The organism is Paraburkholderia sp. Ac-20340 (genome assembly GCF_017104965.1).
Taxonomy (GTDB): Bacteria; Pseudomonadota; Gammaproteobacteria; order Burkholderiales; family Burkholderiaceae; genus Paraburkholderia.
The window spans coordinates 1-25,922 of the sequence record NZ_JAAGPR010000020.1; the positions used below are offsets into that span (position 1 = coordinate 1).

Annotated in this window: 26 protein-coding genes; 13 read left to right on the forward strand and 13 right to left on the reverse strand. The window is 65.3% G+C overall.

Annotated elements, in window-relative coordinates; genetic code table 11:
- Positions 1-640 precede the first annotated feature (640 nt).
- Together G3N59_RS22815 and G3N59_RS22820 are read right to left on the reverse strand one after the other, a co-directional pair.
- Positions 641-1,270: a PQQ-binding-like beta-propeller repeat protein gene (locus G3N59_RS22815; RefSeq protein WP_205985059.1), complete on the reverse strand. Its 630-nt coding sequence runs from the start codon at positions 1,268-1,270 to the stop codon at positions 641-643.
- Positions 1,267-2,526: a helix-turn-helix domain-containing protein gene (locus G3N59_RS22820; RefSeq protein WP_205985060.1), complete on the reverse strand. Its 1,260-nt coding sequence runs from the start codon at positions 2,524-2,526 to the stop codon at positions 1,267-1,269. Before G3N59_RS22820 ends, G3N59_RS22815 begins: the two co-directional genes overlap by 4 nt.
- 160 nt (positions 2,527-2,686) lie before the next feature.
- On the opposite strand from G3N59_RS22820, the gene G3N59_RS22825 reads away from it, so the two are divergent.
- From G3N59_RS22825 to G3N59_RS22835, 3 genes are all read left to right on the forward strand, one after another.
- Positions 2,687-3,487, forward strand: coding sequence for a DUF899 domain-containing protein (locus G3N59_RS22825; RefSeq protein ID WP_205985061.1), 801 nt, complete (start codon positions 2,687-2,689; stop codon positions 3,485-3,487).
- An 8-nt stretch (positions 3,488-3,495) separates the two neighbouring features.
- Entirely contained in the window at positions 3,496-4,269 is a 774-nt protein-coding gene (locus tag G3N59_RS22830; protein WP_205985062.1) for a DUF2182 domain-containing protein, read from the forward strand.
- A 231-nt stretch (positions 4,270-4,500) separates the two neighbouring features.
- Complete coding sequence (locus G3N59_RS22835) at positions 4,501-6,402, forward strand: phospholipase D-like domain-containing protein (protein ID WP_205985063.1); 1,902 nt, start codon at positions 4,501-4,503, stop codon at positions 6,400-6,402.
- 67 nt (positions 6,403-6,469) lie between these two features.
- Here the strand turns inward: G3N59_RS22835 and G3N59_RS22840 are convergent, their stop codons facing one another.
- Positions 6,470-6,697 carry a hypothetical protein gene (locus G3N59_RS22840; RefSeq protein ID WP_321816365.1) on the reverse strand — a complete coding sequence of 76 codons (228 nt, stop codon included), beginning with the start codon at positions 6,695-6,697 and terminating at the stop codon, positions 6,470-6,472.
- Positions 6,698-6,990: 293 nt separating this feature from the next.
- Between G3N59_RS22840 and G3N59_RS22845 the strand changes: the two genes are divergently transcribed.
- Positions 6,991-7,710 (forward strand): YceH family protein, encoded by a 720-nt coding sequence (locus G3N59_RS22845; RefSeq protein ID WP_205985064.1) that lies wholly within the window; start codon positions 6,991-6,993, stop codon positions 7,708-7,710.
- Between the two features lie 114 nt (positions 7,711-7,824).
- Here the strand turns inward: G3N59_RS22845 and G3N59_RS22850 are convergent, their stop codons facing one another.
- From G3N59_RS22850 to G3N59_RS22860, 3 genes are all read right to left on the reverse strand, one after another.
- Positions 7,825-8,160 carry a hypothetical protein gene (locus G3N59_RS22850; RefSeq protein ID WP_205985065.1) on the reverse strand — a complete coding sequence of 112 codons (336 nt, stop codon included), beginning with the start codon at positions 8,158-8,160 and terminating at the stop codon, positions 7,825-7,827.
- A 138-nt stretch (positions 8,161-8,298) separates the two neighbouring features.
- A complete protein-coding gene (locus G3N59_RS22855; protein ID WP_205985066.1) occupies positions 8,299-9,099 on the reverse strand; it encodes an alpha/beta hydrolase in 801 nt (266 codons plus the stop codon).
- A gap of 91 nt (positions 9,100-9,190) precedes the next feature.
- The gene (locus tag G3N59_RS22860; RefSeq protein ID WP_205985067.1) at positions 9,191-9,544 is read right to left on the reverse strand and encodes a DUF4148 domain-containing protein; all 354 of its coding nucleotides are present in this window, start codon (positions 9,542-9,544) and stop codon (positions 9,191-9,193) included.
- Positions 9,545-9,969: 425 nt separating this feature from the next.
- On the opposite strand from G3N59_RS22860, the gene G3N59_RS22865 reads away from it, so the two are divergent.
- The 7 genes from G3N59_RS22865 to G3N59_RS22895 all read left to right on the forward strand — a co-directional run bounded on the left by G3N59_RS22865 (position 9,970) and on the right by G3N59_RS22895 (position 16,886).
- Entirely contained in the window at positions 9,970-10,551 is a 582-nt protein-coding gene (locus tag G3N59_RS22865; RefSeq protein ID WP_205985068.1) for a sigma-70 family RNA polymerase sigma factor, read from the forward strand.
- Positions 10,548-11,288, forward strand: a complete 741-nt coding sequence (locus G3N59_RS22870) for an anti-sigma factor (RefSeq protein ID WP_205985069.1) — start codon at positions 10,548-10,550, stop codon at positions 11,286-11,288. Before G3N59_RS22865 ends, G3N59_RS22870 begins: the two co-directional genes overlap by 4 nt.
- Positions 11,289-11,422: 134 nt before the next feature.
- A complete protein-coding gene (locus tag G3N59_RS22875; protein WP_205985070.1) occupies positions 11,423-12,265 on the forward strand; it encodes a DUF1295 domain-containing protein in 843 nt (280 codons plus the stop codon).
- The gene (locus tag G3N59_RS22880) at positions 12,262-13,356 is read left to right on the forward strand and encodes a cyclopropane-fatty-acyl-phospholipid synthase family protein (protein ID WP_205985071.1); all 1,095 of its coding nucleotides are present in this window, start codon (positions 12,262-12,264) and stop codon (positions 13,354-13,356) included. The genes G3N59_RS22875 and G3N59_RS22880 overlap by 4 nt, the downstream gene beginning before the upstream one ends.
- A 154-nt stretch (positions 13,357-13,510) precedes the next feature.
- Positions 13,511-14,824, forward strand: a complete 1,314-nt coding sequence (locus G3N59_RS22885; protein WP_205985169.1) for an FAD-dependent oxidoreductase — start codon at positions 13,511-13,513, stop codon at positions 14,822-14,824.
- Positions 14,821-15,612 (forward strand): DUF1365 domain-containing protein, encoded by a 792-nt coding sequence (locus tag G3N59_RS22890; protein ID WP_205985072.1) that lies wholly within the window; start codon positions 14,821-14,823, stop codon positions 15,610-15,612. Before G3N59_RS22885 ends, G3N59_RS22890 begins: the two co-directional genes overlap by 4 nt.
- Entirely contained in the window at positions 15,609-16,886 is a 1,278-nt protein-coding gene (locus G3N59_RS22895) for a cyclopropane-fatty-acyl-phospholipid synthase family protein (protein WP_205985073.1), read from the forward strand. Before G3N59_RS22890 ends, G3N59_RS22895 begins: the two co-directional genes overlap by 4 nt.
- On the opposite strand, the gene G3N59_RS22900 is transcribed toward G3N59_RS22895, so the two are convergent.
- Entirely contained in the window at positions 16,853-17,794 is a 942-nt protein-coding gene (locus G3N59_RS22900) for a LysR family transcriptional regulator (RefSeq protein WP_205985074.1), read from the reverse strand. The two genes, G3N59_RS22895 and G3N59_RS22900, sit on opposite strands and share 34 nt — an antisense overlap.
- 233 nt (positions 17,795-18,027) lie before the next feature.
- Between G3N59_RS22900 and G3N59_RS22905 the strand changes: the two genes are divergently transcribed.
- Positions 18,028-19,539, forward strand: coding sequence for a CoA-acylating methylmalonate-semialdehyde dehydrogenase (locus G3N59_RS22905; protein WP_205985075.1), 1,512 nt, complete (start codon positions 18,028-18,030; stop codon positions 19,537-19,539).
- A 27-nt stretch (positions 19,540-19,566) separates the two neighbouring features.
- On the opposite strand, the gene G3N59_RS22910 is transcribed toward G3N59_RS22905, so the two are convergent.
- From G3N59_RS22910 to G3N59_RS22935, 6 genes are all read right to left on the reverse strand, one after another.
- On the reverse strand, positions 19,567-20,271 hold the full coding sequence (locus tag G3N59_RS22910; protein ID WP_241023834.1) for a GntR family transcriptional regulator: 705 nt from the start codon (positions 20,269-20,271) through the stop codon (positions 19,567-19,569).
- Complete coding sequence (locus G3N59_RS22915; protein WP_205985076.1) at positions 20,268-21,356, reverse strand: ABC transporter ATP-binding protein; 1,089 nt, start codon at positions 21,354-21,356, stop codon at positions 20,268-20,270. The genes G3N59_RS22910 and G3N59_RS22915 overlap by 4 nt, the downstream gene beginning before the upstream one ends.
- Before the next feature lie 21 nt (positions 21,357-21,377).
- Complete coding sequence (locus G3N59_RS22920) at positions 21,378-22,184, reverse strand: ABC transporter permease (RefSeq protein ID WP_205985077.1); 807 nt, start codon at positions 22,182-22,184, stop codon at positions 21,378-21,380.
- Position 22,185: 1 nt separating this feature from the next.
- Positions 22,186-23,070 carry an ABC transporter permease gene (locus G3N59_RS22925; protein ID WP_205985078.1) on the reverse strand — a complete coding sequence of 295 codons (885 nt, stop codon included), beginning with the start codon at positions 23,068-23,070 and terminating at the stop codon, positions 22,186-22,188.
- Positions 23,071-23,157: 87 nt separating this feature from the next.
- On the reverse strand, positions 23,158-24,189 hold the full coding sequence (locus G3N59_RS22930; RefSeq protein WP_205985079.1) for an ABC transporter substrate-binding protein: 1,032 nt from the start codon (positions 24,187-24,189) through the stop codon (positions 23,158-23,160).
- A 129-nt stretch (positions 24,190-24,318) separates the two neighbouring features.
- A complete protein-coding gene (locus G3N59_RS22935) occupies positions 24,319-25,284 on the reverse strand; it encodes a flavin reductase family protein (protein ID WP_205985080.1) in 966 nt (321 codons plus the stop codon).
- A 368-nt stretch (positions 25,285-25,652) separates the two neighbouring features.
- Here G3N59_RS22935 and G3N59_RS22940 point away from each other — a divergent pair, with 368 nt between their 5' ends.
- Positions 25,653-25,919: a hypothetical protein gene (locus G3N59_RS22940; RefSeq protein WP_205985081.1), complete on the forward strand. Its 267-nt coding sequence runs from the start codon at positions 25,653-25,655 to the stop codon at positions 25,917-25,919.
- Positions 25,920-25,922 lie beyond the last annotated feature (3 nt).

Sequence of the window (25,922 nt, forward strand, 5' to 3'; positions counted from 1 at the left end):
TCGCGCCGGTTAGCGCCTTCCTGCAAAGCCAGATGAACAAATTCCAGACGCAGATTCATGGTGTCTCTCGGGTTCCACGGCATGGCCGGCTCCAGACGATTCACTTGTCCGAAGTGTTACCCATGTCCCCGCACACCTGTTACCTATGTCTCCAGTCCATACACAGCGGCAAAGAAAAGTAGGCAAAAGAAAGCCGCTACAAACGCCAGAATGACGCAGTCCACAAACCGCCTTTTAGGGGGAAAGGTATAGGAGCATCCGGTCCCTCGCGCCATACCACTGAGTGACAAGGCGCCCGCCCACCCGGGGGCGCTACGCGCCCCGAGGGGCATAACGCAAACCGAAGGTTTGCTGGTTTCCCTCGCAAACCCAACCGTTGCGCGCGCAGCGAGCAACGGGATGTATGACGGCTTTGTCACTGGCTTTGAAGGCGCGAGATGCTGGACGCCCCTATACCATTCCCCGTGTAAGGCTGGTTGTGGACTGCGTCATATTGGCGGTGTGAGCGGCTTTCTTTTGCCTACTTTTCTTTGCCGCTGCAAAGAAAAGTAGGTGCCGCCCCGCACAGGGGCAACGCTAATAGACCGACACGACCACAAGGAAATGCCAACAAAAAACCCAAACCCCAAAACCACCACCCTCACCCCCTCCTAACCACCCGTATCTTCCCACTCCCACCCCCACCACAAAAAAACCGCTCCCCACCATCCGACTCCAGCCCGGAAACCGCCGTCCCCTCAGGCATCTCAAGCCGCTCCAGAACCTTCCCAGTCTGCGCATCGATCCTTCGAAGATCGCTCTCATCGCCCTCCCAGGTGCCGTGCCACAACTCCCCATCCACCCACGTCACCCCGGTAACAAACCGGCTCGACTCCAGCGTCCGCAGCACCACCCCACTCTCAGGATCGATCTGATGAATCTTGCGCGCCCGATACTCCCCCACCCATAACGTCCCCTCCGCCCACGCAAGCCCGGAATCGCCCCCGCCGCCAGGCGCCGGAATCGTCGCCAGCACCTGCCCAGTCTGCGGATCGATCTTATGAATCTGCGCCTCGGCGATCTGAAACAGATGCTGCCCATCAAACGCCGTCCCCGCATGCGCAGGCACATCGATGGAACCCTGCGTCTGACCACTCTCAGGATCGAGCGATGCCAGCCTGTCACCCGCCGCGAACCACACGCGGCTCCCATCCCAGGTGACGCCGCCCACCTGCTCGACGCCCTCGAAAGGTCCATATTCGCGGATGATTGTTGCCGTGGAATGCTTCATCGTGTGCTCCTTGCAGGTCGGTTCATGCGCTCATCCTGCTCGCCTGGCAGCGGCGCGGGGAGTAACAAGGCCGTCGCGAATCCCGGCAACGGCGGCATGGTCCAGCGCCGCGCGCGTCCCACGCCCACCGGCTGCACCTTGCGCGCGGCCGCCAGCGCATCGAGCGCGCGCTGCACCGTGCGCTGGCTCGCGCCCAACGCCAGCGCAAGCGCCGAACTCGACCACGCTTCGCCATCGGCGAGCAGCGCCAGCACGGCAGCGTGCGGCTCTTCAACCGGCCGCGCCAGCACCACCACGTCAGTCGCGCCATGCGGATCGAGCGCGAATCCCCGCGCAGTTGCACGAATGCCGGCAATGCCGTCGAGCAACGCACGCAGCCGCCCGATCTCCACGCGTAAGCGCGCCCGATGCGTTTCATCCGCATGCTTCATGCGAAAGGCGCGCGCGATCAGCGCGTCGCGCGACACGTCGCCGGGCCACGCTTCGGCGAGGGCGCGCACCAGCACGAACAGAATCGGCCGGCGCGCGAGCGGCACCGCGTTCGCGGCTTCGCGCACGGCGTAGCGGCAGGCGTCGATCACCAGCGCGTTCGAGGCCAGCAGCGTTTCGACTTCGCCAAGCAGCAGCGGCCGCTCCTCGCCGCGTGCGATCAGGCGCGCCGCTGGCGCTTCGAGTAGTTGCGCCGCCCGCGCGACTTCGGCGGCCAGCGGCGCGATGCCCGCCGCGCGCACGGCTCGCGCGGCCTGTGCCAATGCGGTGCGCGCCGCCTGCGCCCGGATGCGCCGCATCGCAATCCCCGCCGCGATCAATTCATGCGATGCACGCAGCGCAGGCGGCAGCGGTTCGGGGTCCATGTCGGCGAGTTGTGTTTCTGCTTCATCCAGACGGCCGATCAACAGCAGGCGGCGAATCGCCAGATGGCGCGCATGCGCCGCGTTGAGTGCGTCGCCGTGCGCTTCGAGCGTCTGTCGCGCTGCATCGAGCGTGGCTTCCGGCCAGCCCAGATCGCGCGATGCGAACGCCACCTCGGCTTCAGCGACGATGCAGCGCGCGCGGGCCACCGCTTCGCGCACGCCAAATGCGCGTGCGGCACTGCGCAAAAGCGCTTTCGCGCGCTCCAGGTCGCCCAGTTGCGCCATGGCGATGCCGCGCAGCGCAAGCGCGGGCGCGTCGTCGCGCAAGGCCACGCGGTTCAGCGCGCCCAGCGCGTCACCGGCGGCGAGTGCGCGCGCCGCGGCGGTAATCAGCGAGTCCATGCATGACCCTTATCAGCCTCGATTCCCGATGCCATTCCCGACACATTTGTCACTCCCGGTGCGCGACGATCCCAGCCTAATCTAAAACCGCAATCCGCCCTCGACCACTTGCCCGCACGTCCCTGTAAACGGGCGCGGGCGCCATCTCAAGGAGCACATCATGACCAAGGACGCAACCAAGGACGTAAGCAGGAACGCAACCCGCCACGCAACCGGCACCCGCGAGCAATGGCTCGCCGCCAGGCTCGATTTGCTCGAAGCCGAAAAAGACCTCACGCGCCGCAGCGACGCGCTGGCCCAGCAGCGCCAGGCGCTGCCCTGGGTGCGCGTCGATAAAGACTACGCCTTCGATACCGAGCAAGGCCGCGCCACGCTCGCCGATCTCTTCGCCGGGCGCTCGCAACTGCTCGTCTATCACTTCATGTTCGGCCCGGATTACGCGGCGGGTTGCCCGTCCTGCTCGGCGCTCGCCGATGGCTTCGACGGCAATGTCGCGCATCTGGCCCAGCACGACGTCACGCTGATGGCGGTTTCGCGCGCGCCGCTCGCCAAACTGCTGGCTTACCGCGAACGCATGGGCTGGCATTTCCCGTGGGCTTCGTCGCAAGGCAACGACTTCAATTTCGATTTCAACGTTTCATTTACCGCCGAGCAGCAGCGCACAGGCGATGTCGAATACAACTATGCGCGCGGCCAGCACGCGATGGACGCCGATCCGCCCCCAGCGCCCGTCGCCGAATTCGCCGCCAGCTGCGGCACCGACGCCGCCACCTACGCACGCGACCGGCCAGGCCTGAGCGCCTTCGTGCGCGAAGACGGCGCTATCTGGCACACGTATTCGACCTACGCACGCGGGCTCGACGCGATCTGGGGCATGTATCAATGGCTCGATCGCGCGCCGCGCGGGCGCAACGAGACCGGCATCTGGTGGAAGCGTCACGACGAATATCGCCCGAAATGAGGTTCATCATGGTCCGCATCGCCAGAGCGCAGATGATTTTCGCCGCCGTGGTCGTGCTGCTGTTCGCGGCCAGCGCGGCGGCCACGGTGCTGCGCTACACGTCCATGTCCGCGATGAGCGGCACGCCCATGCCGGGCGGCTGGACGCTGTCCGCCGCGTGGCTGCCGCTGTGCGGACGCACGTGGCTGCAAACCGCCGCATCGTTCATATCGATGTGGGCCACGATGATGCCTGCGATGATGTTGCCCGCGCTCGCGCCGATGCTTTGGCACGAGCGTGAATCGCCAGACATTCAATCTGGATTGCTAATCATATCGGGCGCGGCCGGTTACTTCTCGGTGTGGCTGCTCGCAGGCAGCGTACTTTTTCCGCTGGGCGCTGCATTGGCGTCGCTCGCTGTGCACCTGCCGGCACTCGCTCGCGCAGCGCCGCTCGCGGCAGGCGTCGTGGTATTGATCGCGGGCGTGCTTCAATGCACATCCTGGAAAACCAGGCGCCTCGCCTGCTGCCACTCGCTGCGCGCCTGCCATCATGCGTCGCCGGCAAACGTAGTCGATGCGATGCGCGAAGGCACGCGCCTCGCCCTGCGCTGCGGGCTGTGCTGCAGCAACTGGATGGCGGTGCTGCTCGCCACCGGCGTGATGGATCGCCACGCAACGTTGATCGTGAGCGCAGCGATTGCCATCGAGCGCATCGCATCGGCGCGCCAGCCGCTCGTGCGTCTGGCTGGCATCGCGAGTATCGCTGCGGGCGGCATGCTGATTGCGCGCGCGATCCGATAATCACGTTGCTTGCGCCAGCGCATGCCACACGCGTACCTGTCACCGAAAGATCATATTGAAGCGTTGAACGTCGCCTAGAATTCAACGCACTTCCCCGGCGTCCGCATCGATTTCCTGCGGGCCGCCCGTCTCGCTTGATCCCGTTCATTCCTTTGCGCCGCCCGCGCGCGCGGCGTGCATCGAATGTGCCTCGCTGCTTCGTCCCATGCCTTTCCACAGGAACCCGTCATCATGAGCGACATCGAATTGCAGGCGTATCGCGGCACCGACAGTGTTTTCCTCGCGTGGTGGCACGAAAGCGCGATTGCCGATTGTCTCGGCTACGCCGTCCTGCGCCGCGTCGATGGCAAGAACGCCACGCCGCTGAACGCCTACGTGGGCTTTTCGACGCAGCATGCCGTGCAATCCAACGCGGAAGCAAAACCCTCGACGCTCTGGCCATATCAGCGCTTCACGTGGACCGATTTCGAAGTGCCCGCGACCGGCAAGGTCGAATACAGCGTGGTGGCGATGACAGGCAAAACGTCGAAGCCCACCGAAAGCGATATTCAATCGCCGTGGTTCGAACCGGCCACACCGCAACCGAAAACGTATCAGCCGTTTTTCAACGTCGGCATTGTCGGTGCGCGCTGGTTTGCGAAATGCGCCGAGGTCTATCCCGATCAATTCGCAGCGCTGCGCACCGCGCTCGCACCGAAGCACACCAACACCGAAAACAACGAAAACGACGAAAACAACGCGAGCAACGACCCCGATATCGCCACGCAGGCACTGGAAACCGTGCTGCAACTGCCGCTGCCCGCCGAGGCGATTCCCGCGCTCGCCCACGCCAGACCGAAGCCCACCATCGGCGACGAACTGGGCGGCGAGCTCGTCAAGCAGATGCACGCGCTGCTCGACGAAGCGCATCAGACCGAGAACATGCATCTCTATCTGGTGTTGTTCGAGCTTTCCGATAGCGATCTGATCGCGCGTCTCGCGCAACTCGGCCAGCGCTGCCACCTCGTGCTCGCCAACGGCACGCACGAAAAAGGCACCGACGAAAACGCCAGTGCCGCCGCCGCGCTAACGGGCAAGGTCGATCTGTCGCGCCGTATTCTCAAACCGTCGGGTGTCTACGCGCACAACAAGTTCGCCGTGTTCGTCACGGGCGGCGCAGCCGATCAGCACGGCAAGGCGCAAAAGGTCTGGACCGGCAGCACGAACTGGACGCCGCACGGCCTTTATACGCAGGTGAATAACGGCCTGCTGGTGAACGACGCGCAAATCGCCGCGGCGTATCTGGCCGAATGGCAGCGCCTGCGCGAAGCCGATTTCCGCACGCCGCCGCCCGCCTCCGATACGCAGGTCAACACGTTCAAACACGGCAAGCAGACGACATCGGTATTTTTCAGCCCGCATCTGCCGAAGTCGATCGGCGCGAATTCACCGGATCTCGCTTACGCGCGTTCGCTGATCCAGAACGCGAAATCCGGCATTCTCACGCTAATGCTCGATCCGGGCTGGCAAGGCAGTCTGCTGCAGGACATTCGCGAGCAGGCCGAAGCCGACGCGGGGCTCTATATTCGCGGCGTGGTCAATACCGATCCCACGATTCACGCGCATGCGGGCGACACGACGGCCGTGGGGTTTCTGCACGGCACCGAAGCCGTGCCTTCGAATTACGATATCGTGCTGCCCGCCACGCAACACCAGAAAGGCGCGCCGATCCTCGATTATCTCGGGCGTGTGGGCATCGTGGTCGTGCATAGCAAGATCATCGTGATCGATCCGCTCGGCGATCATCCGGTGGTCATGACCGGCTCGCACAACGCGGGCGTGAAAGCCGCTACGGTCAACGACGACAATCTCATCATCATCGAAAACGATCGCGATCTGGCGATTGCCTACGCGGTCAATGCAATCGCCGTGTTCAATCACTTCTGGTGGCGTCACAACATGGCGCCGCCTGCGAAGCGCAAGAACGCGAAGGCCAGCGACGCGACCATCGGCGGTCCGTCCCATCTGACGTCGCCGCACGAATGGACCGGCCTGCGCCCGAATGCGTCATGGCAGGACAAGTTCTATGCCAGCGATGCGAGCGCGGGTGAAGCGCGTTTCTGGGGGCTGGAAGTGAAGGAAAAAGTCGAATGAAGCGGCGATAGACCAGCGATAAGGCGAAGGCCGCGCGCGCTGAGCGCCGCGCGGCCTTTGAACGATGTCAGCAGGCAAACGAAGCCTCGGCCGCGCCCGGCATATTGTCTAGCGCGCGACCGCCGTCCCGGCGGGCTTCGGTCTCGCCGGAAAACGTGGTTTCGCTATAGGCGATGACCTTGAAGCCGCCACCGACGGCGCGCGGAATGGTAATACCCCAGTGCCAGCCGCCTTCCTGTTCGAAGACGTGCAACTTTAGGGCCGAATGCAATATTGGCGATTGGGATGCGCTCACGACACGCCCTCCTTTTCGAAAAATGTTTCGAAGCGCGTTCGAAACTCCAGGCGACTCGTGCAGTGTAGGCGGTGATATTGTGCAGTGCAATAAGCGTTAATCTCTATGCAGAAGGTTTTATATCGTCAAAATCGCAAATTTCGGCTGCTTAAAACCGGTATGCAATTGGCTTTATTACTTATTGGGTAAAAACCACTAATATCGGCGGCCGCTGGCAATCAAGGCGTCGGCCCTGCGCAACGGCGCGATGAGCGGGTATGATCGAAACCCGTGAAAACTCCGCCTGAGCGCTTATGAACACCCCTGCCGAAGCCTCCTCGCCCCGCGCGCTGCGTGCGCTCACCCCGCTGGAGGCGCGCATCGTCGGCGTGCTGATCGAGAAGCAGCACACCGTACCGGATACGTACCCGCTGTCGCTCAATTCGCTCACGTCGGGCTGCAACCAGAAGACGGCACGCGCGCCTGTCATGAATGTCAGCGAGGCCGAAGTGCTGAGCGCCATCGAAGATCTGAAACATCTGAGCCTCGTCTTCGAAGGCAGCAGCAGCCGCGTGCCGCGTTTCGAACATAACCTCAATCGCGTGCTGGGTATTCCCACGCAAGCCGTGGCCTTGCTGACCGTACTGCTGTTGCGCGGCGCGCAGACCGCGGCCGAATTGCGCCTGAATTCGGCGCGGCTGCATGGTTTCGCCGATGTCTCTTCGGTCGAGGCGTTTCTCGCCGAACTGGCCGAGCGCGAGCCGCCGCTCGTCATCAAGCTGCCGCGTGCACCGGGCGCGCGCGAGAACCGCTGGATGCATCTGCTATGCGGCGAAGTGAGCGTGGCGAGCTACGAAAGCGATGACTCGGGCGCGGGCGTATCGAGCGCTTCGGGTATTTCGAATGCCGATTACGAGTCGCTGCGCGCCGAACAGCAACGTCTCGCCGATGAAGTCGCGCGCCTGCAGATGCTGGTGGAACGCATGGCGAGCGAACTGGGCATTTCCATCGAGAAACTGGCTGACGAAGAGTGACGTCCATCGTTTCGCTTTGCCACGCAATGGCACGCGACGCGTCATATTAAATGTTGAAAAGCGGCTGGGCGGATCACTCCACCCAGCCGCTTTTTTTCATGCAGCATCACAAGATCACTGGCCGATCTGACGGCTCACGTGATTCTCCTGCTGATTCAGCGCGCGGTCTTCGGCGTGCGTGATATGGCCGTTGTTCTGGCTGGCCATCATGCGTTCTTCACCGCGAATCTGGCGATCATCGCGATGCAAACGCGCGGCTTGCGCGTGGGACATTTCGCCTTCGCGGACTTCCTGGTGAATCCGGCGGTCCTGATGCGCGAGACGATGATTCACTTCCACACGACGCGGATGCGTGGCATCCCAGTGCGAATAGGAAGCGGCCGACGCATTGCCTGCAAAAGCGAGCGTGAGCGTGGCAAGAGCGGCGAAATAAACGGGCAAGCGGCGCATGGTGGTTCTCCCTGAAGTCTGCGGTGACGGCACGATGCCGTCTATCCGCTCAACGCGGCGGCTTATCGCGTTGTTGACCCCAGGATTGTGAGTTCTGCAACCGGATGTATCCGCTCGCCTACGCCTCCCGCCGCGTCGTCATTGCGCCTTGCGCGCCGCCTCGATAATCGCATCGGCCACGGCTTGCGGCTGGCTCACCAGCGCCACATGGCTCGCATTCACCTTCGTCACCTGTGCGCCGATATGCGCGGCCATCCGAGCCTGAAGTTGCGGGTCGATCATGCGGTCCTGCTGCGGAATCACGAAGAACGACGGCTTGTCGTGCCACGCGGCCTGCGTCACCTTTTCGTCGATACAACCCGCGAACCACGGCGCCTGCGTCGCGGCAATCAGCTTGCGCTGCGCGAGCGGCAGATCCTGCGCGAAATCGTCGATCACACCCTGGGTCGAGAGCGTGAGATAGCCAGCGGAATCCTTTTTCAACTGATCGGCCCAGACGGGCGGCGGCAGTCCCTTCGTGATATCGCTGATCGATTGACCGTTATCCGGCGCGAAGGCGGCCACGTAGACCAGCGCCTTGACCTTGTCGTCGTTGCCCGCTTCGCTCACGACCACGCCAGCCCACGAATGGCCCACCAGCACCACGGGGCCTTGTTGCGCATCGATCACACGCTTCGTCGCGGCCACATCACCCGCGAGCGAATCGAGCGGATTCTGCACCGCCACCACATGCAGGCCACGCGCCTGCAGCAGCGCGATCACCTTGTCCCAGCTCGAACCGTCGGCGAAAGCACCGTGCACCAGCACGACGTTCTTGCCCTGCAGCCCGGCGGACGACGCGCTCTGGGCGGCCTGCTGCGCCGCATGGGCAGCGGGCAAGGCGAACAGGGAACCGAGCATCAGCGCGCTCGCAAGGGTCCGGCGAAGAAAGCGGGTCATCGAATCACTCCTGGCAGAAAAAAGTTGTTGTTGTTCGAGGTGTCGCGAGGCGGGGTTCAATCCAGCGCCTCGCGACGGCAGGTGCGCTGCATTACGAGTGGGCGTAGATCGGTTCGAGGCCGGGCACGTCCTGCGGATCGGCGGCGGGGTGGCCGACGTGCGAGACACGTGCAAGCGGCGCTGCCGATTCCGAACTGCCGTTCGCGCTGCCGCCGTAAGCGGCGTTCGCGCCTTGCTGGTTCGCGGCGATGCGCGAGAGCGCGGCTTGCAGGTTCGCGGGGTACTGGTTGTTGTCGCTGGCAGGCTGATAGCCGGCCTGCTGAAGCTGGACGAGTTCGGCGCGCACTTCGGCGCGGGTGATCGTGTGATCCTGCGCGAACGAAACGGCGGGCACGGCAGCGGCAACGACGACGGCGGCGGCAACGAGGGAACGAACGAGGTTCATGATTTTCTCCAGTCGATAACAATGAGGGGCTTCGTTAAAGGTTCTGCGCTTCACTTGCACTTCCTGACGCCCGGCTGCGCTGTTTCTGTTTCGCTGCAACCTTGCGTTGAACGTATTTGGCGCCTCGCACGTATCTGGGTTGTTTCCGCACCCCCCGCTTATTGCAAGCGAGTTTTTCCAACCGCAGCGCAGATACATTGCGGTACAAAACTCGTCGATTTACCGGCTCGCGGATGCGTCCGGCAGCGCTTTGCGCCCGTATATCGCTCAAGTCCACCGTCCGCGCCACTTCGCCCGCCATGACTCCCAGCCCGCTGCCGCTGCACCCCTTGCTGCCTCGCCTGGCGCTGGCGATGCTATATTCCGTCAGACCCTTCCGTCCTTTCAGTACCTTCAGCGCGGGCGCTGGACGCCCCCACATGCGCATGACCGATACGTCTGGCAAGGCAGAGAACACCGACGAAGCCGCGCGCCGCGCGCACCTGAACCAGTTGCTCGCCCGCGTGGGCCAGGGCGATCAGGCGGCGTTCGCGGAGCTTTACCGGCTCGCGTCCGCGCGCGTCTTCGCGGCCATCGTGCGCATGGTCCACGACCGCGCCGAAGCCGAAGACCTGCTTCAGGACGTCTTCACCACCGCCTGGCGGCGCGCCGACCTGTTCGACCCCGCGCGCGGCGGCGCGATGACCTGGCTGGTCACGCTGGCGCGCAACCGCACGATCGACCGCTTGCGCCAGCATCGCGAAACGCCGCTCGCCGAGGACAGCGAACTCGATCTCGCCGACGATCACCCGACGCCCGCCGCGCTCGCCGAAGCCAGCGAAGAACGGCGCCGCCTCGAACACTGCCTCGAACAACTCGCTCCGCAGCAGCATCGCGCGGTGCGCGAGGCCTTCTTCAGCGGCGCGACCTATAGCGAACTGGCCGCCCAGTTGAGCGTGCCGCTGGGCACGCTGAAAAGCTGGATACGGCGCAGCCTGATGCAACTCAAGACCTGCCTCGAGCGATGAGCACGCCCGCCGACCACGATCCCGAACTGCTCTGCGCCGAATACGCGCTGGGCGTGCTCGACGCCGCCGGGCGCCAGGCGCTGGAACAGGCCGCCCGCACCGACGCCGATCTCGCCGCCACGCTCGCCCGCTGGGAACAACGTTTCGCGCCGCTGGCCGAGGATCTCGCGCCCATCGCCGCGCCCGCGCGCGTCTGGACGCGCATCGAGCGCGATCTGGGCTTTTTGCCCACTCGCGCGGGCGGCGCGGCATCCGGCTGGTGGAACGATCTGCGGCTGTGGCGTTTCGTGGGGATCGGCGCGAGCATGGCCGCGCTGGCGCTGGCCGCGGTCAATCTGGTCTGGCTGCGCGCACCGGCCGGTACGCCCGGCACCACCACGGTGGCGAGCGCGACGCCCTACATGGTCGCGACGATCGCCCGCCCGGACGGCGTCGCCCACTGGACCGTCACCGTCGATCTGCGCCGCCGCGACATCGTCGTCGTGCCTGCGGCGAAGCCGACCATCGCCGCCGGACGCGCCACCGAACTCTGGCTGATCGCGCCCGGAGAAAAGCCGATGCCGCTGGGCGTCTTCCCCGCCGATACACCCGCCAGCATGCCGATGCCTGCCGAAGTGGTCGCTCACGTCAGCGCGGGCGCGGTGCTGGCCGTGTCGATCGAGCCGCCGGGCGGATCGCCCACCGGCCAGCCGACCGGCCCGGTGGTGGCAACCGGCCCGATGAAGAGCGCGGCTTGATCGACCTCACAAGTTAGCGCTCACTCACTCATCTCTGACGAAAGTCGCGTGGTTTGACGCGATTTTCCGATTCGTCTGCATCCGTTCGCGCGCCTCGCCCGTATCTCCGTTATCGACCCGCTAACGGAGTCCGCATGCCCTTCGCTGCCGCGTTCGCCCTCGCCTTTGCCGCGCTCGTGATCGCCTTTGGCGTTGCGTGGCTCGTGCAACTGCGCACGCGCAACGCGGGCATGATCGATCCGCTCTGGGCGGCAACGCTCGGCCTCGTCGCCCTGTTCGCGGCGGCGGTCGGCCCCGGCGCCGGGCTGAATCGCGTCGCCGTTGCGCTGGGCGGCGGCGCGTGGGGCGCGCGTCTCGCGCTCCACCTCTGGCGGCGCAATCACGGTCAGCCCGAAGACGCACGCTACGCCGCCCTGCGCGCGTCGTGGGGCGCGGCCGCCGCGCCGCGCATGCTGGGCTTCTACCTGCTGCAGGCGGTCGCCTCGATGCTGCTGTCGATCGCCTTCTTTGTGCCCGCATGGAGCGCCGCCACGCCCGCGATTCCGCTCGTGGTCGCCGCCCTGGCGCTGGGCTTCGCGGCTGTGATGGGCGAGTCCGCCGCCGACCGCCAGTTACGCCGTCATATCGCCGATCCCGCCAACCGTGGCCGCGTCTGCACCAGCGGCTGGTGGCGCTACTCGCGGCATCCGAACTACTTCTTCGAATCGCTGCACTGGTGCGCGTACACGCTCTGGTCAATCGGCCTGCCGTGGGGCTGGGCCACGCTGCTGCCGCCCTGCGCGATGGCCTGGCTGCTGCTCAAGGTGTCGGGCGTGCCGATCCTCGAAGCGCGGCTGATGCAAAGCCGCGCGGGCTACGGCGAGTACATGCGCACGACCAGCGCGTTCATTCCATGGCCGCCGCGCGGCAACCATGCCGATCATGCGGACCACACCCACCATCATCGCGATCACAGCGAGAGGAGACCTCACCCATGACCGCCACCACGAGCCCGCAAGGCCGCGCCACTGCGCCGCCACCCACCGCGTCCGGGCAGGAAAGCTGGCCGATCCGCTGCTGCGAGCGCGGCTGGCTGCCCGACTGGCTGATCCGCGCGGGCATGCGCACGCTGATCCGCCAGCGCCTCGCCGACGAACACGCCAACGACGGCGAACGCCGCGCCGAAGCCTTCGAAACGCTGGTCGCCTCGCTGCGCGCCAGCCCGATCGCCGTGGAAACGCACGCCGCCAACGCCCAGCACTACGAAGTGCCCGCAAGCTTCTTCGAGGCGCATCTGGGCGCGCGGCTCAAGTACTCGTGCGGCTACTATCCGCGCGGCGACGAAACGCTCGCCCAGGCCCAGGACGGCATGCTCGCGCTCTACGCGCAGCGCGCCGGCATCGCGGATGGCCAGCGCATCCTCGACCTCGGTTGCGGCTGGGGCGCGCTTTCGCTGTGGCTGGCGCAGCGCTTTCCGCGTGCGCAGATCGTCGGGTTGTCGAATTCGCAGGGGCAGCGCGCCTTCATCGAACAGCGTGCGGCCGAACGCGGTCTGAGCAACCTGCGCATCGTCACCGGCGATGTGGCGAGTTTCGAATTCGCGCCCGGCGAAACGTTCGACCGCATCGTCTCGGTCGAAATGTTCGAGCACATGAAGCACTACGGTCTGCTGCTCGCGAAGATCGCCCGCTGGCTCGCCGACGACGGGCAACTGTTCGTGCATCACTTCGCGCATCGGCTGCTGGCGTACCACTTCGTTTCGCGCGACGGCAGCGACTGGATGACGCGCCACTTCTTCACCGGCGGCACGATGCCTTCGGCCGATTTGCTGCTGCGTTTTCAGGACGATCTCCGCGTCACGCGCCAATGGTGGATCGACGGCCGGCATTACGAGCGCACCGCGAACCACTGGCTCGCGTCGCTCGATGCGGCACGCGAACAGGCGCTGGCGATGCTCGCAGCAAGCGGCGATGCAGGCGTCGCGCTGCAACGCTGGCGCATGTTCTACATGGCGGTGGCCGAACTGTTCGGCTATGCGCGCGGCCAGGAATGGGGCGTCGCGCACGTGCTGATGCGCAAACGCGGCTAGCTTGCATCCGATACGGCGCGCGCTGCGTATATCGATTCAACAGGGACCAAACCAGGCAGTGAAAGGGAAAGCCAGCAACACCGGTCCGCACATCGACAAGAAAAAACGACAAAGCACAATCAGGGAGGCCGCAACCATGCACGCCACGCAAACGATGTTCGATGAACCCGCCGCCTTGCCGCCCGGCCAGCGTGTGGCCGTGGTCGGCGCGGGGGTGGCCGGGCTGGCGAGCGCGTGGCTGCTGGCGCGGCGTCATCGCGTGACGCTGTTCGAAGCCGCCGGTTATCCCGGCGGCCACGCGCATACCGTGGATGTCGAACTCGACGGCGTGCAGCATCCTGTCGATACCGGGTTCCTTGTCTTCAACGACCGCACCTATCCGAACCTCGTCGCGCTGTTCGAGGAACTCGGCGTGGCCACGCATGACAGCGAGATGTCGTTTTCGGTATCGGTGGACAAAGGCGCGCTCGAATGGGCCGGCACGAGCCTGAACACGGTCTTCGCGCAGCGCCGCAATCTGTTTTCGCCGAGCTTTATCGGCATGCTGCGCGACATCCTGCGCTTTAACGCCGCCGCCGAAAGCAACTACGAAGCCGCGCGCCGCGAGCGTCTTTCCGTGGGCGAACTGCTGCTGGCAGGCGGCTACGGCGCGCCGTTCCAGCGTCACTACCTATTGCCGATGGCCGCCGCCATCTGGTCCAGCGCCGCCGCCGACGTCCTGCGTTTTCCCGCCGCCACCTTCCTGCGCTTTTGCATCAACCATGCGTTGCTGCAGGTGAACCAGCGTCCGCAGTGGAAGACCGTCGCGGGCGGTTCGCGCGAGTATGTGACGCGGATGGCCGGCGCGCTCGACGATGTGCGGCTTTCCACGCCGGTGCGCGCGATCCAGCGCCACGCCAACGCCGCCGAAGGCGTGACCGTCGTGACGGACGATGCGGGCCACGAACGCTTCGACGCCGTGGTGCTCGCCAGCCACGCGCCCACCAGCCTCGCCTTGCTGGCCGACGCCGATGCGCAGGAACGCGCCACGCTGGGCGCCGTGCGCTATCAGCGCAACATCGCGCTGCTGCATACCGATACGGCGCTGCTGCCGCGCCGTCGCCGCGTGTGGTCGGCGTGGAACTATCTGAGCCGCAGTGCGCTGGCGCACGGCGGCGATCAGCCCGTGTGCGTGAGCTACCTGATCAACCAGTTGCAGCCGCTGCCGTTTCGCACGCCGGTGATCGTCACGCTCAACGCGGTGGACGCGCCCGCGCCGCACACGCTGCTCGGCCGCTACGAGTACGAGCACCCGTTGCTGGATCTCGCCGCCATCGACGCGCAGCAACGTCTGCCCGCCTTGCAGGGCCGCCGCCGTACCTGGTTCGCGGGCGCGTGGACGGGTTATGGCTTTCACGAAGATGGCCTGAAATCCGCGCTGCGGGTTGCGCGCGACTTCGGCGTCACGCCGGCGTGGGCGAAGCTATGAACGCGCTGCGCACCGGCCACGCCGCGCTGCTGCTCACCGGCCGCGTGGTCCACGAACGACTGCGGCCCGTGCGCCACGCGTTCGCGTATCCGCTGTTTCAGATCTGCTGCGATCTCGACCGGCTCGATACGCTGGCGTCGTGGTGGTTCGGCGTCGATCGATGGCGCGTGTTCGCGCTCGCCACGCGCGATTACGGTCCGCGCGACGGCAGCGCACTCGCGCCATGGATGCGCGCGCAACTATCGACAGTCGGCATTCCCGCCGATGGCCCGATCTGGCTGCAGACCATTCCGCGCCTGTTCGGCCATGCGTTCAATCCGGTGAGCTTCTGGTATTGCTACGACCGTGCGGGCAGTCTGCGCGCGCTTTACGCCGATGTGCGCAACACCTTCGGCGCGCATCACGGCTATCTGCTGAGCGCGCCGGAACACGCCGCCATCGACGCGAAAACGGCGCTGGTCTGCCGCAAGGTCTTTCATGTTTCGCCGTTTTGCCGCGTCGAAGGCGAGTACGCGTTTCGCGTGATCCAGCGCGATCGCACGCTGGCGGTTCGCATCGACTATCACGATGCCGATGGCCTTTTACTACGCACCGCGCTGGCCATGCACGCCGCGCCGCTCACCGCGCCGCGCGCGTGGGCCGCGCTGCTGCGCGCGCCCGCCAATGCGGCGAACGTCCTGCTGCGCATTCACTGGCAAGCGCTGCGCCTCTGGCTCAAGCGCGTGCCCTTCCACGGTAAGGCACCCGGCGCACGCGCGCCGCTTCCCCACCACGAGGCCCGCCCATGACCCTGCTGCATCTGCTGCGCCTGCCCGGCTTTGCCGATAAACCGGTTCCGCTTGCTTCGCGGCTTGCCGCGCCGGTGTCGTCGCGGCTCTTTATGGCGCTGCTGCGCCGCATCCGCCACGGCCACCTCACGCTGACGACGCCCGACGGCAACCGCCACGTGTTCGGCGATCTGCACGACGAGCCAGGCGCGGCGCTGCATCTGCACGACGGGCGCGCCTGTGCCGTGATCTTGCGGGCAGGCGATATCGGCTTTGCGCAGGCGCTGCGGGAACAATGGGTCGATTCGCCCGATCTGGTCGCGCTGCTGCGGCTCGCGATCCGCAACGAAGCCGCCGTGGCCGCGACCGTGCATGGCGGCACGCTCGCGCGCCTGTGGTTCGCCTTGCGGCACCGGCTGCGCGCCAACACGCGCGAAGGCAGCCGCCAGAACATCCACGCGCATTACGATCTGGGCAACCCTTTCTACGCGCTCTGGCTCGACCGCACGTGGACGTATTCGAGCGCCTGTTTCGACGGCGATCTGCAACGCCCGCTCGCCGATGCGCAGGCCGCGAAATATCAGCGCGTGATCGACACGCTCGGGCTGCGGCCCGGCATGGAGGTGCTGGAGATCGGCTGCGGCTGGGGCGGTTTCGCGATTCACGCGGCGCGCCAGGGCATCCGCGTGCGCGCGCTCACCATTTCGCAGGCGCAGTACGCCATCGCGGTCGAACGCGTGATGGCCTCGGCGCAAGGCGAGCGTGCGCGCGTCGAGCTTTGCGATTACCGCGACGCGCAAGGCCAATACGATGCGATCGTTTCGATCGAAATGTTCGAAGCCGTTGGCGAAGCCTTCTGGCCGGCCTATTTCGCCACGCTCGCGCGCTGTCTCAAGCCCGGCGCACGCGCGCTGATCCAGTCGATCACCATCGGCGACGGGCAATTCGAGCACTATCGCGCGTCGAGCGACTTTATCCGCGAAACGATCTTTCCGGGCGGCATGTTGCCGAGTCCCGGCCAGTTCGCGACGGCAGCGCAACGCGCGGGACTCGATGCGCGCGCAACCTTCGCGTTTGGCCGCGATTACGCGCACACCTTGCGCCTGTGGCGCGCGGCCTTCGAAGCGCAGCTCGATAAAGTGCGCGAGCAAGGTTTCGATGAAGCTTTCATCCGCATCTGGCGGCTTTACTTTGCGTATTGCGAAGCGGCCTTCGACGAAGGCCGCACCGACGTGATGCATTTCGTGGTCGGGCGCGCGACTCACTCCAGCGGAAAGCCTGCCTTGAAGGTCTGACGCAGAAATTCCGCGAAGCTCGACACCGCGCGCGGCACGTGCGCCCCATACGGGCGCACGACATGCAACTGCGAAGCGAACGCGCCCACCGGCCGCCAGTTGGGCAGCAGCACGACCAGTTTGCCGGCCTGCAAGGCGGCCTGCGCGCTGAAGTCCGGCAGCAAGGCGATGCCCAGATGTTCGAGCGCGGCGTCGCGCAGCGCTTCGCTGTTATTGGCCGAAAACGGCCCGTTCACCGTGACATTCACGCGCGGATTCTCGGCGCGGCGGCCGGCTTTCTCGAACGACCACGCGCCGGAACCCAATGCACGCGGATAAAACAGGCAATCGTGCTGCGCGAGATCGGCGGGCGTTTGCGGCGTGCCGCGCTGCTTCAGATACGTGCGCGTGGCGACGATCACCGAGCGTGTATCGCAGAGCTTCCACGCCACGTGGGTTTCCGGCACCTGCGCGCTGTGCCGGATCGCCAGATCGAAGCCTTCGCTCGCAATCGACGTGAGGCGGTCGGACATTTCCAGTTGCACGCGCACTTCGGGATGCGCGCGAGCAAACTGCGCGAGATGCGGCACCAATTGCTGACGCGCAAAAGCGACCGGCGCCGTCACGCGCACCGTGCCGCGCGCGACATCGGCCATTTCGCGCACGCCGGCGAAACTCGCGGCGATGCGCTCGAATTCGCCGCGCGTTTCCTCCACGAGCCGCTGCCCGGCTTCGGTAAAGCGCACGCTGCGCGTGGTGCGCTGCACCAGCGCCACGCCCGCCACGCGCTCAAGCTCCGCAATGCGCTGGCTCATGGCCGCCTTGCTCACGCCCAGCCGCGTGGCCGCCGCCGTATAGCTGCCCAGATTCGCCAGCACATTGAGCCAGTGCAGATGGGTCCAGAGCGATTCGGCTTTCTGCGTATCCATAAGGGTTTCCGGGCGTCCACGATGGCGCCGATGATAGCACCCTGGATCGGCATCTTTCAGGGTTTCCACGGGTGATTGTTCACCATCGAAAACAATCAATTCAGCCGCAGCGCCTTTGCAGCGCCGCGCAGGCTTCGTACACTGGCCGTCATCGATCGCAATCACGCGACTCAATGCGACTCAACGCGATTCAAACCGCTTCACCCGAACTCAACCACTGGCGAGGAGATGACATGCAGGCCTTTACCGATTCCGCAGACGTCGTGCACTTTATCGGCGGCAAGACCGAACGCGGCACGGGCGACCGTACCCAGGCGATCTTCAACCCGGCCACGGGCGCGGCCGCGCGCCGTCTGGTGCTGGGCGAAGTCGCGGACGTCGACGCCGCCGTGGCGAGCGCGAAAGCCGCGTTCCCGGCCTGGCGCGACACGCCGCCGATCCGCCGCGCGCGCGTCATGCTGCGCTTCCTCGAACTGATGAACCGCCACAAGGACGAACTGGCCGCCATCATCACCGCCGAACACGGCAAGGTATTCGCCGATGCGCAAGGCGAAGTCGCGCGCGGTATCGACGTGATCGAATTTGCCTGCGGCATTCCGCAACTGCTCAAGGGCGATTACACGGAGCAGGTTTCGACCGGCATGGACAACTGGACCGTGCGCCAGCCGCTGGGCGTGGTGGCCGGCATCACGCCGTTCAACTTCCCCTGCATGGTGCCGTGCTGGATGTTCCCGGTTGCCCTAGCCGCCGGCTGCACGTTCATCCTCAAGCCGAGCGAGCGCGATCCGTCGGCGTCGCTGTTCATGGCGCGTCTGCTCAAGGAAGCCGGTCTGCCCGATGGCGTGTTCAACGTCGTGCAGGGCGACAAGACCGTGGTCGATGCGCTGCTCGTGCACCGCGACGTGAAGGCCGTGAGCTTCGTCGGTTCCACGCCGATCGCCAACTACATCTACGAGACCGGCGCGAAGCACGGCAAGCGCGTGCAGGCGCTGGGCGGCGCGAAGAACCATATGGTCGTGATGCCCGATGCGGATATCGAGCAGACCATCGACGCGCTGATCGGCGCCGGTTACGGTTCGGCGGGCGAGCGCTGCATGGCGATTTCGGTGGCCGTGCTGGTGGGCGATGTCGCCGACAAGATCGTGCCGCGTCTGGCCGAACGCGCCCGCACGCTGAAGATCAAGAACGGCATGGAAGCCGATGCCGAAATGGGCCCGATCGTCACGCGCCAGGCGCTGGAGCGCATCGAAGGCTATATCGCCACCGGCGTGGAAGAAGGCGCGACGCTGGTCGTCGACGGACGCGGCCTGAAGGTGCCGGGTCACGAAGAAGGCTTCTTCACGGGCGGCACGCTGTTCGACAACGTCACGCCGGAAATGCGCATCTACAAGGAAGAAATCTTCGGCCCGGTGCTGGCCTGCGTGCGCGTGGACGACTTCGCGCAAGCCGTGCAACTGATCAACGATCACGAGTTCGGCAACGGCGTGGCCTGCTTCACGCGTGACGGCAACGTGGCGCGCGAGTTCGGCCGCCAGATCGAAGTGGGCATGGTAGGCATCAACGTGCCGATTCCGGTGCCGATGGCGTGGCACGGCTTCGGCGGCTGGAAGCGCAGCCTGTTCGGCGATATGCACGCGTATGGCGAAGAAGGCGTGCGCTTCTACACGAAGCAGAAGTCGATCATGCAGCGCTGGCCGGAAAGCACCGAAAAGGGCGCGGAATTCACCATGCCGGTCGCGAAGTAAGCAGGACCGCTGCCCGCCTGAAAAAACTCAGGCGGGCAGCAAGGCAGCCGCAATCTCGGCGACGCGCATGACATGTGCCGTCGCCGCTGCTCTGGCGCGCTCGCCATCGCGCGCGCGGATCGCCGCGACGATGCCGTTCATTTCCGCCACGGCCTGACGGCCGCGATCGTCGGAAGCAATCGTCAGCGCACGCAAACGGTCGATGCGCGCGTTCAGACTCTGCACGATTTCCCACGCCACCGAACGCGCGCCGCTATCGAACATCTGCTCGTAGAAATGCGCCGTGAGTTCGCGCACGGCCGTGTGATCGTGCGCGGCGAAGGCGCGTTCGATGCGGGTCACGCAGGCGGCCAGTTTTTCGACCGTTGCGGCGTCGCCGCGCAAGGCGCACGACCTGGCCGCATCGCCTTCCACCAGCGCGCGAATCTCGTAGATCTGCGCCGCCGTGCTGGCATCCAGACGCGCGACGATCGGCCCTTGATTCGGCAGCGTATCGACGAGGCCTTCGGTCTCCAGGTGCCGCAGCACTTCGCGCACCACCGAGCGGCTCACGCCCAGTTCCTCGCAAAGCGTGCGCTCGACCAGCCGCTCGCCCGGCGCGAAATGAGCGTCGAGAATCGCCGCGCGCATCTTCTGCAAGGTGAGTTCGCGCAGCGTCGCCGTGGGCCGTTCGACCCGCAACGACGCTGCCGGGGAAGAAAGCGCTGTTTGTGCCGCGTCGCTCATCATCATGCGTGCGCAAAAAGGCGCGTGTCGTGCGCGTCCCATTCCACGACGGCCTGCGTGCCAATCGCGAGACCGCTATCGTGACGCTGCGCCGCCGGCAGGCGAATCGAAATTTCCTGCGACCACGGCGTAGCCACCGCATAGTGCATCGCGTCGCCCAGATAGGTGATGTCGCGTACCGTCACGGGCAGGCCTGCTGCCGTACCGTCGCGCTGCGCGCTCAAACGCATCTGCTCGGGGCGAATCATCAGCGTGCCGTCGTCACCGGCGCTCAGCGCCGGATTGAAGTTGCCGCACGCGAGTTCAAGACCATTCGGGAATACGCCATTGGCAAGACCATCGCGGCTCGCCGTCACGCGCACCGGCAGGAAGTTCGAGTTGCCGATAAAGCCCGCGACGAAACGCGAAGCCGGGTTCGCGTAGAGTTCTTCGCCGGTACCCACCTGCTCGATCCGCCCTTTGTTGAACACGGCAATGCGATCCGACAAACGCAGCGCTTCTTCCTGATCGTGCGTGACATAGAGAATTGTCACGCCGGTTTCCTGGTGAATGCGGCGCAGTTCGAGTTGAATTTCCTCGCGCAGTTTCTTATCGAGCGCCGAAAGCGGTTCGTCCATCAGCAGCACAGGCGGATCGTAGGCGAGCGCGCGCGCAATCGCCACGCGCTGCTGCTGGCCGCCCGAAAGCTGCGCCGGCATACGGTCGCGGCATTCGGACAGATGCACGAGCGCCAGCATCTTCTCGACCTTCGCTTTTACTTCGGACTCCGGACGGCGGCGCACGCGCAGCGGAAACGCCACGTTCTCGCCCACCGTCAAATGCGGAAACAGCGTATAGCGCTGGAACACCATGCCGATGTTGCGCTTGTTGGGCGCGACCGCAAGCAGCGGCTTGCCGTCGAGCAGCACGCGCCCTTCGGTCGGCTCCTGGAAGCCCGCGACGATATACAGCGTGGTGCTCTTGCCCGAACCGGACGGCCCGAGGAAGGTCATGAATTCGCCTTTGCGGATGTCGAGCGACACGCTGTCGATGGCGACCACGTCGTCGTAGGTCTTGCGCAGGCGCTGGATTTGCAGGAATGCGTCGGTCATGGCTTACGTCTCCGGGATCGGTTACTGGATCGCCTGGCGGGCGCGGCGCAGCAGCGCACTCGCCAGCATCAGCACGGTGGTGAGCGCCACCAGCAGCGAGGACGCCGCCGCCACCACGGGCGTGAGGTCCTGGCGCAGCGTCGCCCAGATACGCACGGGCAGCGTCTGCAAGGTGGGGCTCGCCATGAAGATCGACACCACCACTTCGTCCCACGAAGCGAGGAACGAGAAGATTGCGGCCGCAACGAGTCCGAGGCGGATCGCGGGCAACGTCACGCGCCATTTCACCGCCAGCGGCGAGGCGCCGCAAATCAGCGCGGCATCTTCCAGCGCGGTATCGAAGCCCGCGAGCGAATTGCTGATGGCGATGATCGCGAACGGCAGCGCGATGATCAGATGGCCGATCACGAAACCGGTCATCGTGCCGGCCAGCCCAATGCGCAGGAAGAACGCGTAGAGCGCGACCGCCAGCACGACCACGGGCAACACCATCGGCGTGAGGAAGAAGGCCTGCACGGCGGCGCGGCCGCGAAACTTGCCGCGCACCAGCGCCAGCGAAGCGAGAAAGCCCAGCGAAACCGACAGCACCGTGACGATCACCGCCAGCTTCATGCTGGTCATGAGCGAGTCGAGCCAGCCGGCATCGGTGAACAATTGGCGATACCACTCCAGCGTCCAGCCTGGCGGCGGAAACGCGAGCCATTGCGAGTCGCCGAACGACAGCGCGACGATAAACACAATCGGCAGCAGCAGGAACAGCGCCACCAGCGCACCGATGGCGATGAGCAGCACGCGCACCGCACCGAGACGATCGAAGTCGAGCAACATGTCAACGTCCTCCGAGGCTTTGGCGCGCGCCGCCGGTAAAGCGCAGTTGCAGCGCGTAGAGCCCGAGCGTCACGGCGAGCAGCACGAATGCGGCCGCGCCCGCGAGCCCCCAGTTCAGCAGTTCCTGCACGAGTTGCGCGATCAGTTCGGCGAGCATCATGTACGACGGACCGCCGAGCAGCGCGGGCGTCACGAAGTAACCGAGCGCCATCACGAACACCATCAGCGCGCCCGAGGCAATGCCCGGCATCGCCAGCGGCACGAGAATGCGCCAGAACGCCTGCCAGCGGCTCGCACCGCACACGGCGGCAGCGCGCAAGGTGGCGGGATCGATGCCGCGCAGCGTGGCGTGCAGCGGCATCACGAGAAACGGCAGCATGATGTAGGTCATGCCCACCGTGACGCCGATCAGGTTATTCACCAGCGTGAGCGGCTGATCGATGATGCCCAGCGCCATCAGCAAACGGTTGATCGGGCCGGTCTGCTGAAGCAGCACCATCCACGCGAAAGTCCGCGCTAGCAGATTGGTCCACATCGACAGCAGCAGGATCGAGAACAGCGTCGTGCTCAACCAGCGCGGCGCGATGGCGAGCAGCCAGGCCGTCGGAAAGCCGATCGCCACGGTCACCACCGTAACCACGCCCGCCACCAGAAACGTATTGCCGAACACGCGCAGATAAGTGCTCGACCCGAGCAGTTGCGCGTAGTTGTGCAGGCCGGGCGTGGGCTCCATCACGCTGCGCAGCAGCAGCGAAAGCACCGGCAGCACGAAGAAAATGGCGAGCAGCAGCAGCGCGGGGGCCAGCAGCCGCGCGTTGCGCCAGCTACGCCGCTTCGGCGGCGCGTCGACCGGCGCGTGTGCGACGGTGCTCATAACGTTAGGCATGATCTCTCCCGTGCGCACCGCAGGGCGCGGTGCGCATCGTTACGACATTGAGTCCGTGAATCGCCGCTGAAGTCCGCTGACTTCGGCTTATTTCGCCTGCCAGGCGTACCAGCGTTTGGCGATGGCGTCGCGATTGGCGGCCCAGTACTTCATGTCGAGATTGATCTGCGACTGCGTGAACTGGTCGGGCAGCGTCTTCGCTACGGCGGGTGTCATCAGCGCGGCCGATTTCACGTTGATCGGCGCGTAACCGGTATCGGCGGCGAACTTCGCCTGCGCTTGCGGACTCGTTGCGGTCGCAAGGAATTTGAGCGCGGCGTCGCGATGCTTCGCGCCCTTCGGGATCACCAGCATGTCGGCGGCGGTGAGGTTCTGGTTCCACGAGATGCCGACCGGCACGCCGGTGGCCTGGAGCGCGTGCAGGCGTCCGTTCCAGAACATGCCCATCGACGCTTCGCCCGAAGCCAGCAACTGCTGCGACTGCGCGCCGCCGCTCCACCAGACGATGTCGCTCTTGATGGTGTCGAGCTTCTTGAAGGCGCGGTCGAGATCGAGCGGATAGAGCTTGCTGGGCGGCACGCCGTCGGCGAGCAGCGCGATTTCCAGCACGCCCGGCGCGGACCATTTATAGAACGTGCGCTTGCCGGGGAATTTCTTCGTGTCGAACAGATCGGCCCAGGTGGACGGCTGCGCGCCCTTGAACGCCGACTTGTTATAGCCCAGCACGAACGAGTAATAGAAGCTGCCCACCGCTTGCGGCGAGGAGAAACGCGGGTCCAGTTCGTCCTTCTTCACGACCGAATAATCGATCGGCTCGATCAGGCCGTCTTTCGCGGCGGCGTAGGCAAAATCGCCTTCCACATCGACGACGTCCCAGTTGACGTTGCCGCTTTCCACCATCGCCTTGAACTTGCCGTAATCGGTCGGGCCGTCCATCAGCACGTTGATGCCCGTGGCCTGCGCGAACGGCTGCGCCCAGTTCTTCTGCTGCGATGACTGCGTGGTGCCGCCCCAACTGGCGAACACGATCGGGTCGGCGGCCAGCGCGGGCGCGGCCGCCAGCATCGTCACGCTTGCCGCGATCAGCGGCGCGGCGTACAGGGTCCATCTGCTGCTCATGACTTTCTCCACGGATCAAAAGACTGCGAGAGTTGACTTGCGTGACAACGGTGTTCGGGCGGCCGGAGTGGCGTGAAAAGCTTTATTCGTGTGTGGTTTGTTGTGTGCGGTTTTGCGTGTGCGCTGGCATCAGGCCAGCGCGAGCGTCTGGACCGTGCCGGCTTCGCTATCGCCGACATACACGCCGAAGGCGTCTTCGTGGCGCTCCTTCACGTAGCGCTGCAGCATCGAGCGCTCGGCGGGATCGCACATCTCGTCCCAGGGCACTTGCGCGAGCGGCACGATGTACAACTCCGGCGCGCTCATGCCGCGCTGCGCGACCACGCGGCCGCGATAGAAGATGCGCACGCCGTCGCTGCCTTGCGCGCGCGCCTGCGTCGATTCAAACACGGCAAAAATGAAGTCGAGGTGCGCAATCAGGCCAAGACGCGAGAGCATGCCGCGCAGGCTCTTCGGATCGTTGGCCGCTTCGAGACGCGTGCCGCACGGCAGACGCAAACCTTCGGGCGTTTCGAGCAGCACGACGCCATCCGAGTTTTCGAGGATCGCGCCCACATGGGCGTGCTCGCTCGCGGCCGTGGCGGCGAGCGCTTCCTGCGAGAGGCTGAAGTTCACATACGCGCCGCGGCAATAACCGAGCGGCGACAAACCCGTGTTGGCGAAATCGAGCACGCGGCCGAGCAGGATGATGTGGTCGCCCGCGTCGATCACGTCATGCGTGGCGCAGTCGAAATGCGCCGCCGAGCCGTGCATGACCGGCGCACCCGTGGCGCGCGTTTGCCAGGCGACCTGGGCGAATTTGTCCGGGCTTTTCGAGGCGAAAACGCCGGAGACGTCCTTCTGGTCTTCGGCGAGCACGCTCACGGCGAATTGCGGCGTCTGCGAAAACACGTCGAAGCTTGCGGCGCTCTTCGCGACGCACACCAGCACGAGCGGCGGATCGAGCGAAACCGAGGTGAAAGAATTCGCCGTAAAGCCGCGCGGCGTGCCGTCGGCCTGCACGGTCGTGACGACCGTCACGCCGGTGACGAAGGCGCCCAGGGCGCGGCGAAAACCTGCGGTATCGAAGGCATCGGTCTGGGGGATGGCGTTCATCGCGTACTCCTTGGGGACGGCAGGCGCGGGCCTGCGTCATGTCCTGCGTGTCGTGTTGCTTGTTGCTCGATGAGCTAACGCGCAGCGATTCGGGTCGGTTCGGATCGATTCGCGTTGCATGAGATTATGGTATGCCATGTTATGGGAGACAAAAAGGCTGTCAATATTATGGAATACCATGATAGGTATGAGGTTGGCGCGATCAGGGCGCGATGCGCTCGAGCGGATAACGAGGGCGGGATCGCTGGCGCGGGTTTCTATCGGCGCTGAATCGGAGGGTGGGCGGCCAGCGCACGAACAAGCGCCTCAACACAAACCGCCCGCCTCGCGTAACATCGCGCCACACCGGTTTTATTTGCTCTGTCGCCATGTTTCCTCTGATCGCCACCGCCTCCCTGCTCGTCATGATTTACGTCCATGTGAGCCTGCCGCGCTTCACGGCTACGCGCCGCCAGCGCTTTATCGCGCATGCCGTGCTGATACTGGTGGCACTGGCGTTCGGGACGATTTCGGGGATGCTGGCGGGGACCATCGCGCCGCCCTGGGTCGTGATTCTGGGCGGCATGGGCGTGGTTCATCTGCCCGCGATGTGCGTGCTTATCCTCAAGCGCATCCGCCACGAAGGGCAAAGCTGAACA

Bases quoted from the DNA above. Each gene is read 5' to 3' on its own strand.
- G3N59_RS22825 (WP_205985061.1), top strand. From the start codon at position 2,687: ATGACCAAGGACGCAACCAAGGACGTAAGCAGGAACGCAACCCGCCAC.
- G3N59_RS22820 (WP_205985060.1), bottom strand. From the start codon at position 2,526: ATGGACTCGCTGATTACCGCCGCGGCGCGCGCACTCGCCGCCGGTGAC.
- G3N59_RS22830 (WP_205985062.1), top strand. From the start codon at position 3,496: ATGGTCCGCATCGCCAGAGCGCAGATGATTTTCGCCGCCGTGGTCGTG.
- G3N59_RS22835 (WP_205985063.1), top strand. From the start codon at position 4,501: ATGAGCGACATCGAATTGCAGGCGTATCGCGGCACCGACAGTGTTTTC.
- G3N59_RS22880 (WP_205985071.1), top strand. From the start codon at position 12,262: ATGACCGCCACCACGAGCCCGCAAGGCCGCGCCACTGCGCCGCCACCC.
- G3N59_RS22910 (WP_241023834.1), bottom strand. From the start codon at position 20,271: ATGATGATGAGCGACGCGGCACAAACAGCGCTTTCTTCCCCGGCAGCG.
- G3N59_RS22940 (WP_205985081.1), top strand. From the start codon at position 25,653: ATGTTTCCTCTGATCGCCACCGCCTCCCTGCTCGTCATGATTTACGTC.
- G3N59_RS22920 (WP_205985077.1), bottom strand. From the start codon at position 22,184: ATGTTGCTCGACTTCGATCGTCTCGGTGCGGTGCGCGTGCTGCTCATC.
- G3N59_RS22935 (WP_205985080.1), bottom strand. From the start codon at position 25,284: ATGAACGCCATCCCCCAGACCGATGCCTTCGATACCGCAGGTTTTCGC.
- G3N59_RS22890 (WP_205985072.1), top strand. From the start codon at position 14,821: ATGAACGCGCTGCGCACCGGCCACGCCGCGCTGCTGCTCACCGGCCGC.
- G3N59_RS22930 (WP_205985079.1), bottom strand. From the start codon at position 24,189: ATGAGCAGCAGATGGACCCTGTACGCCGCGCCGCTGATCGCGGCAAGC.
- G3N59_RS22900 (WP_205985074.1), bottom strand. From the start codon at position 17,794: ATGGATACGCAGAAAGCCGAATCGCTCTGGACCCATCTGCACTGGCTC.
- G3N59_RS22875 (WP_205985070.1), top strand. From the start codon at position 11,423: ATGCCCTTCGCTGCCGCGTTCGCCCTCGCCTTTGCCGCGCTCGTGATC.
- G3N59_RS22870 (WP_205985069.1), top strand. From the start codon at position 10,548: ATGAGCACGCCCGCCGACCACGATCCCGAACTGCTCTGCGCCGAATAC.
- G3N59_RS22855 (WP_205985066.1), bottom strand. From the start codon at position 9,099: ATGACCCGCTTTCTTCGCCGGACCCTTGCGAGCGCGCTGATGCTCGGT.
- G3N59_RS22905 (WP_205985075.1), top strand. From the start codon at position 18,028: ATGCAGGCCTTTACCGATTCCGCAGACGTCGTGCACTTTATCGGCGGC.
- G3N59_RS22915 (WP_205985076.1), bottom strand. From the start codon at position 21,356: ATGACCGACGCATTCCTGCAAATCCAGCGCCTGCGCAAGACCTACGAC.
- G3N59_RS22865 (WP_205985068.1), top strand. From the start codon at position 9,970: ATGACCGATACGTCTGGCAAGGCAGAGAACACCGACGAAGCCGCGCGC.
- G3N59_RS22925 (WP_205985078.1), bottom strand. From the start codon at position 23,070: ATGCCTAACGTTATGAGCACCGTCGCACACGCGCCGGTCGACGCGCCG.
- G3N59_RS22815 (WP_205985059.1), bottom strand. From the start codon at position 1,270: ATGAAGCATTCCACGGCAACAATCATCCGCGAATATGGACCTTTCGAG.
- G3N59_RS22860 (WP_205985067.1), bottom strand. From the start codon at position 9,544: ATGAACCTCGTTCGTTCCCTCGTTGCCGCCGCCGTCGTCGTTGCCGCT.
- G3N59_RS22895 (WP_205985073.1), top strand. From the start codon at position 15,609: ATGACCCTGCTGCATCTGCTGCGCCTGCCCGGCTTTGCCGATAAACCG.
- G3N59_RS22845 (WP_205985064.1), top strand. From the start codon at position 6,991: ATGAACACCCCTGCCGAAGCCTCCTCGCCCCGCGCGCTGCGTGCGCTC.
- G3N59_RS22850 (WP_205985065.1), bottom strand. From the start codon at position 8,160: ATGCGCCGCTTGCCCGTTTATTTCGCCGCTCTTGCCACGCTCACGCTC.
- G3N59_RS22885 (WP_205985169.1), top strand. From the start codon at position 13,511: ATGTTCGATGAACCCGCCGCCTTGCCGCCCGGCCAGCGTGTGGCCGTG.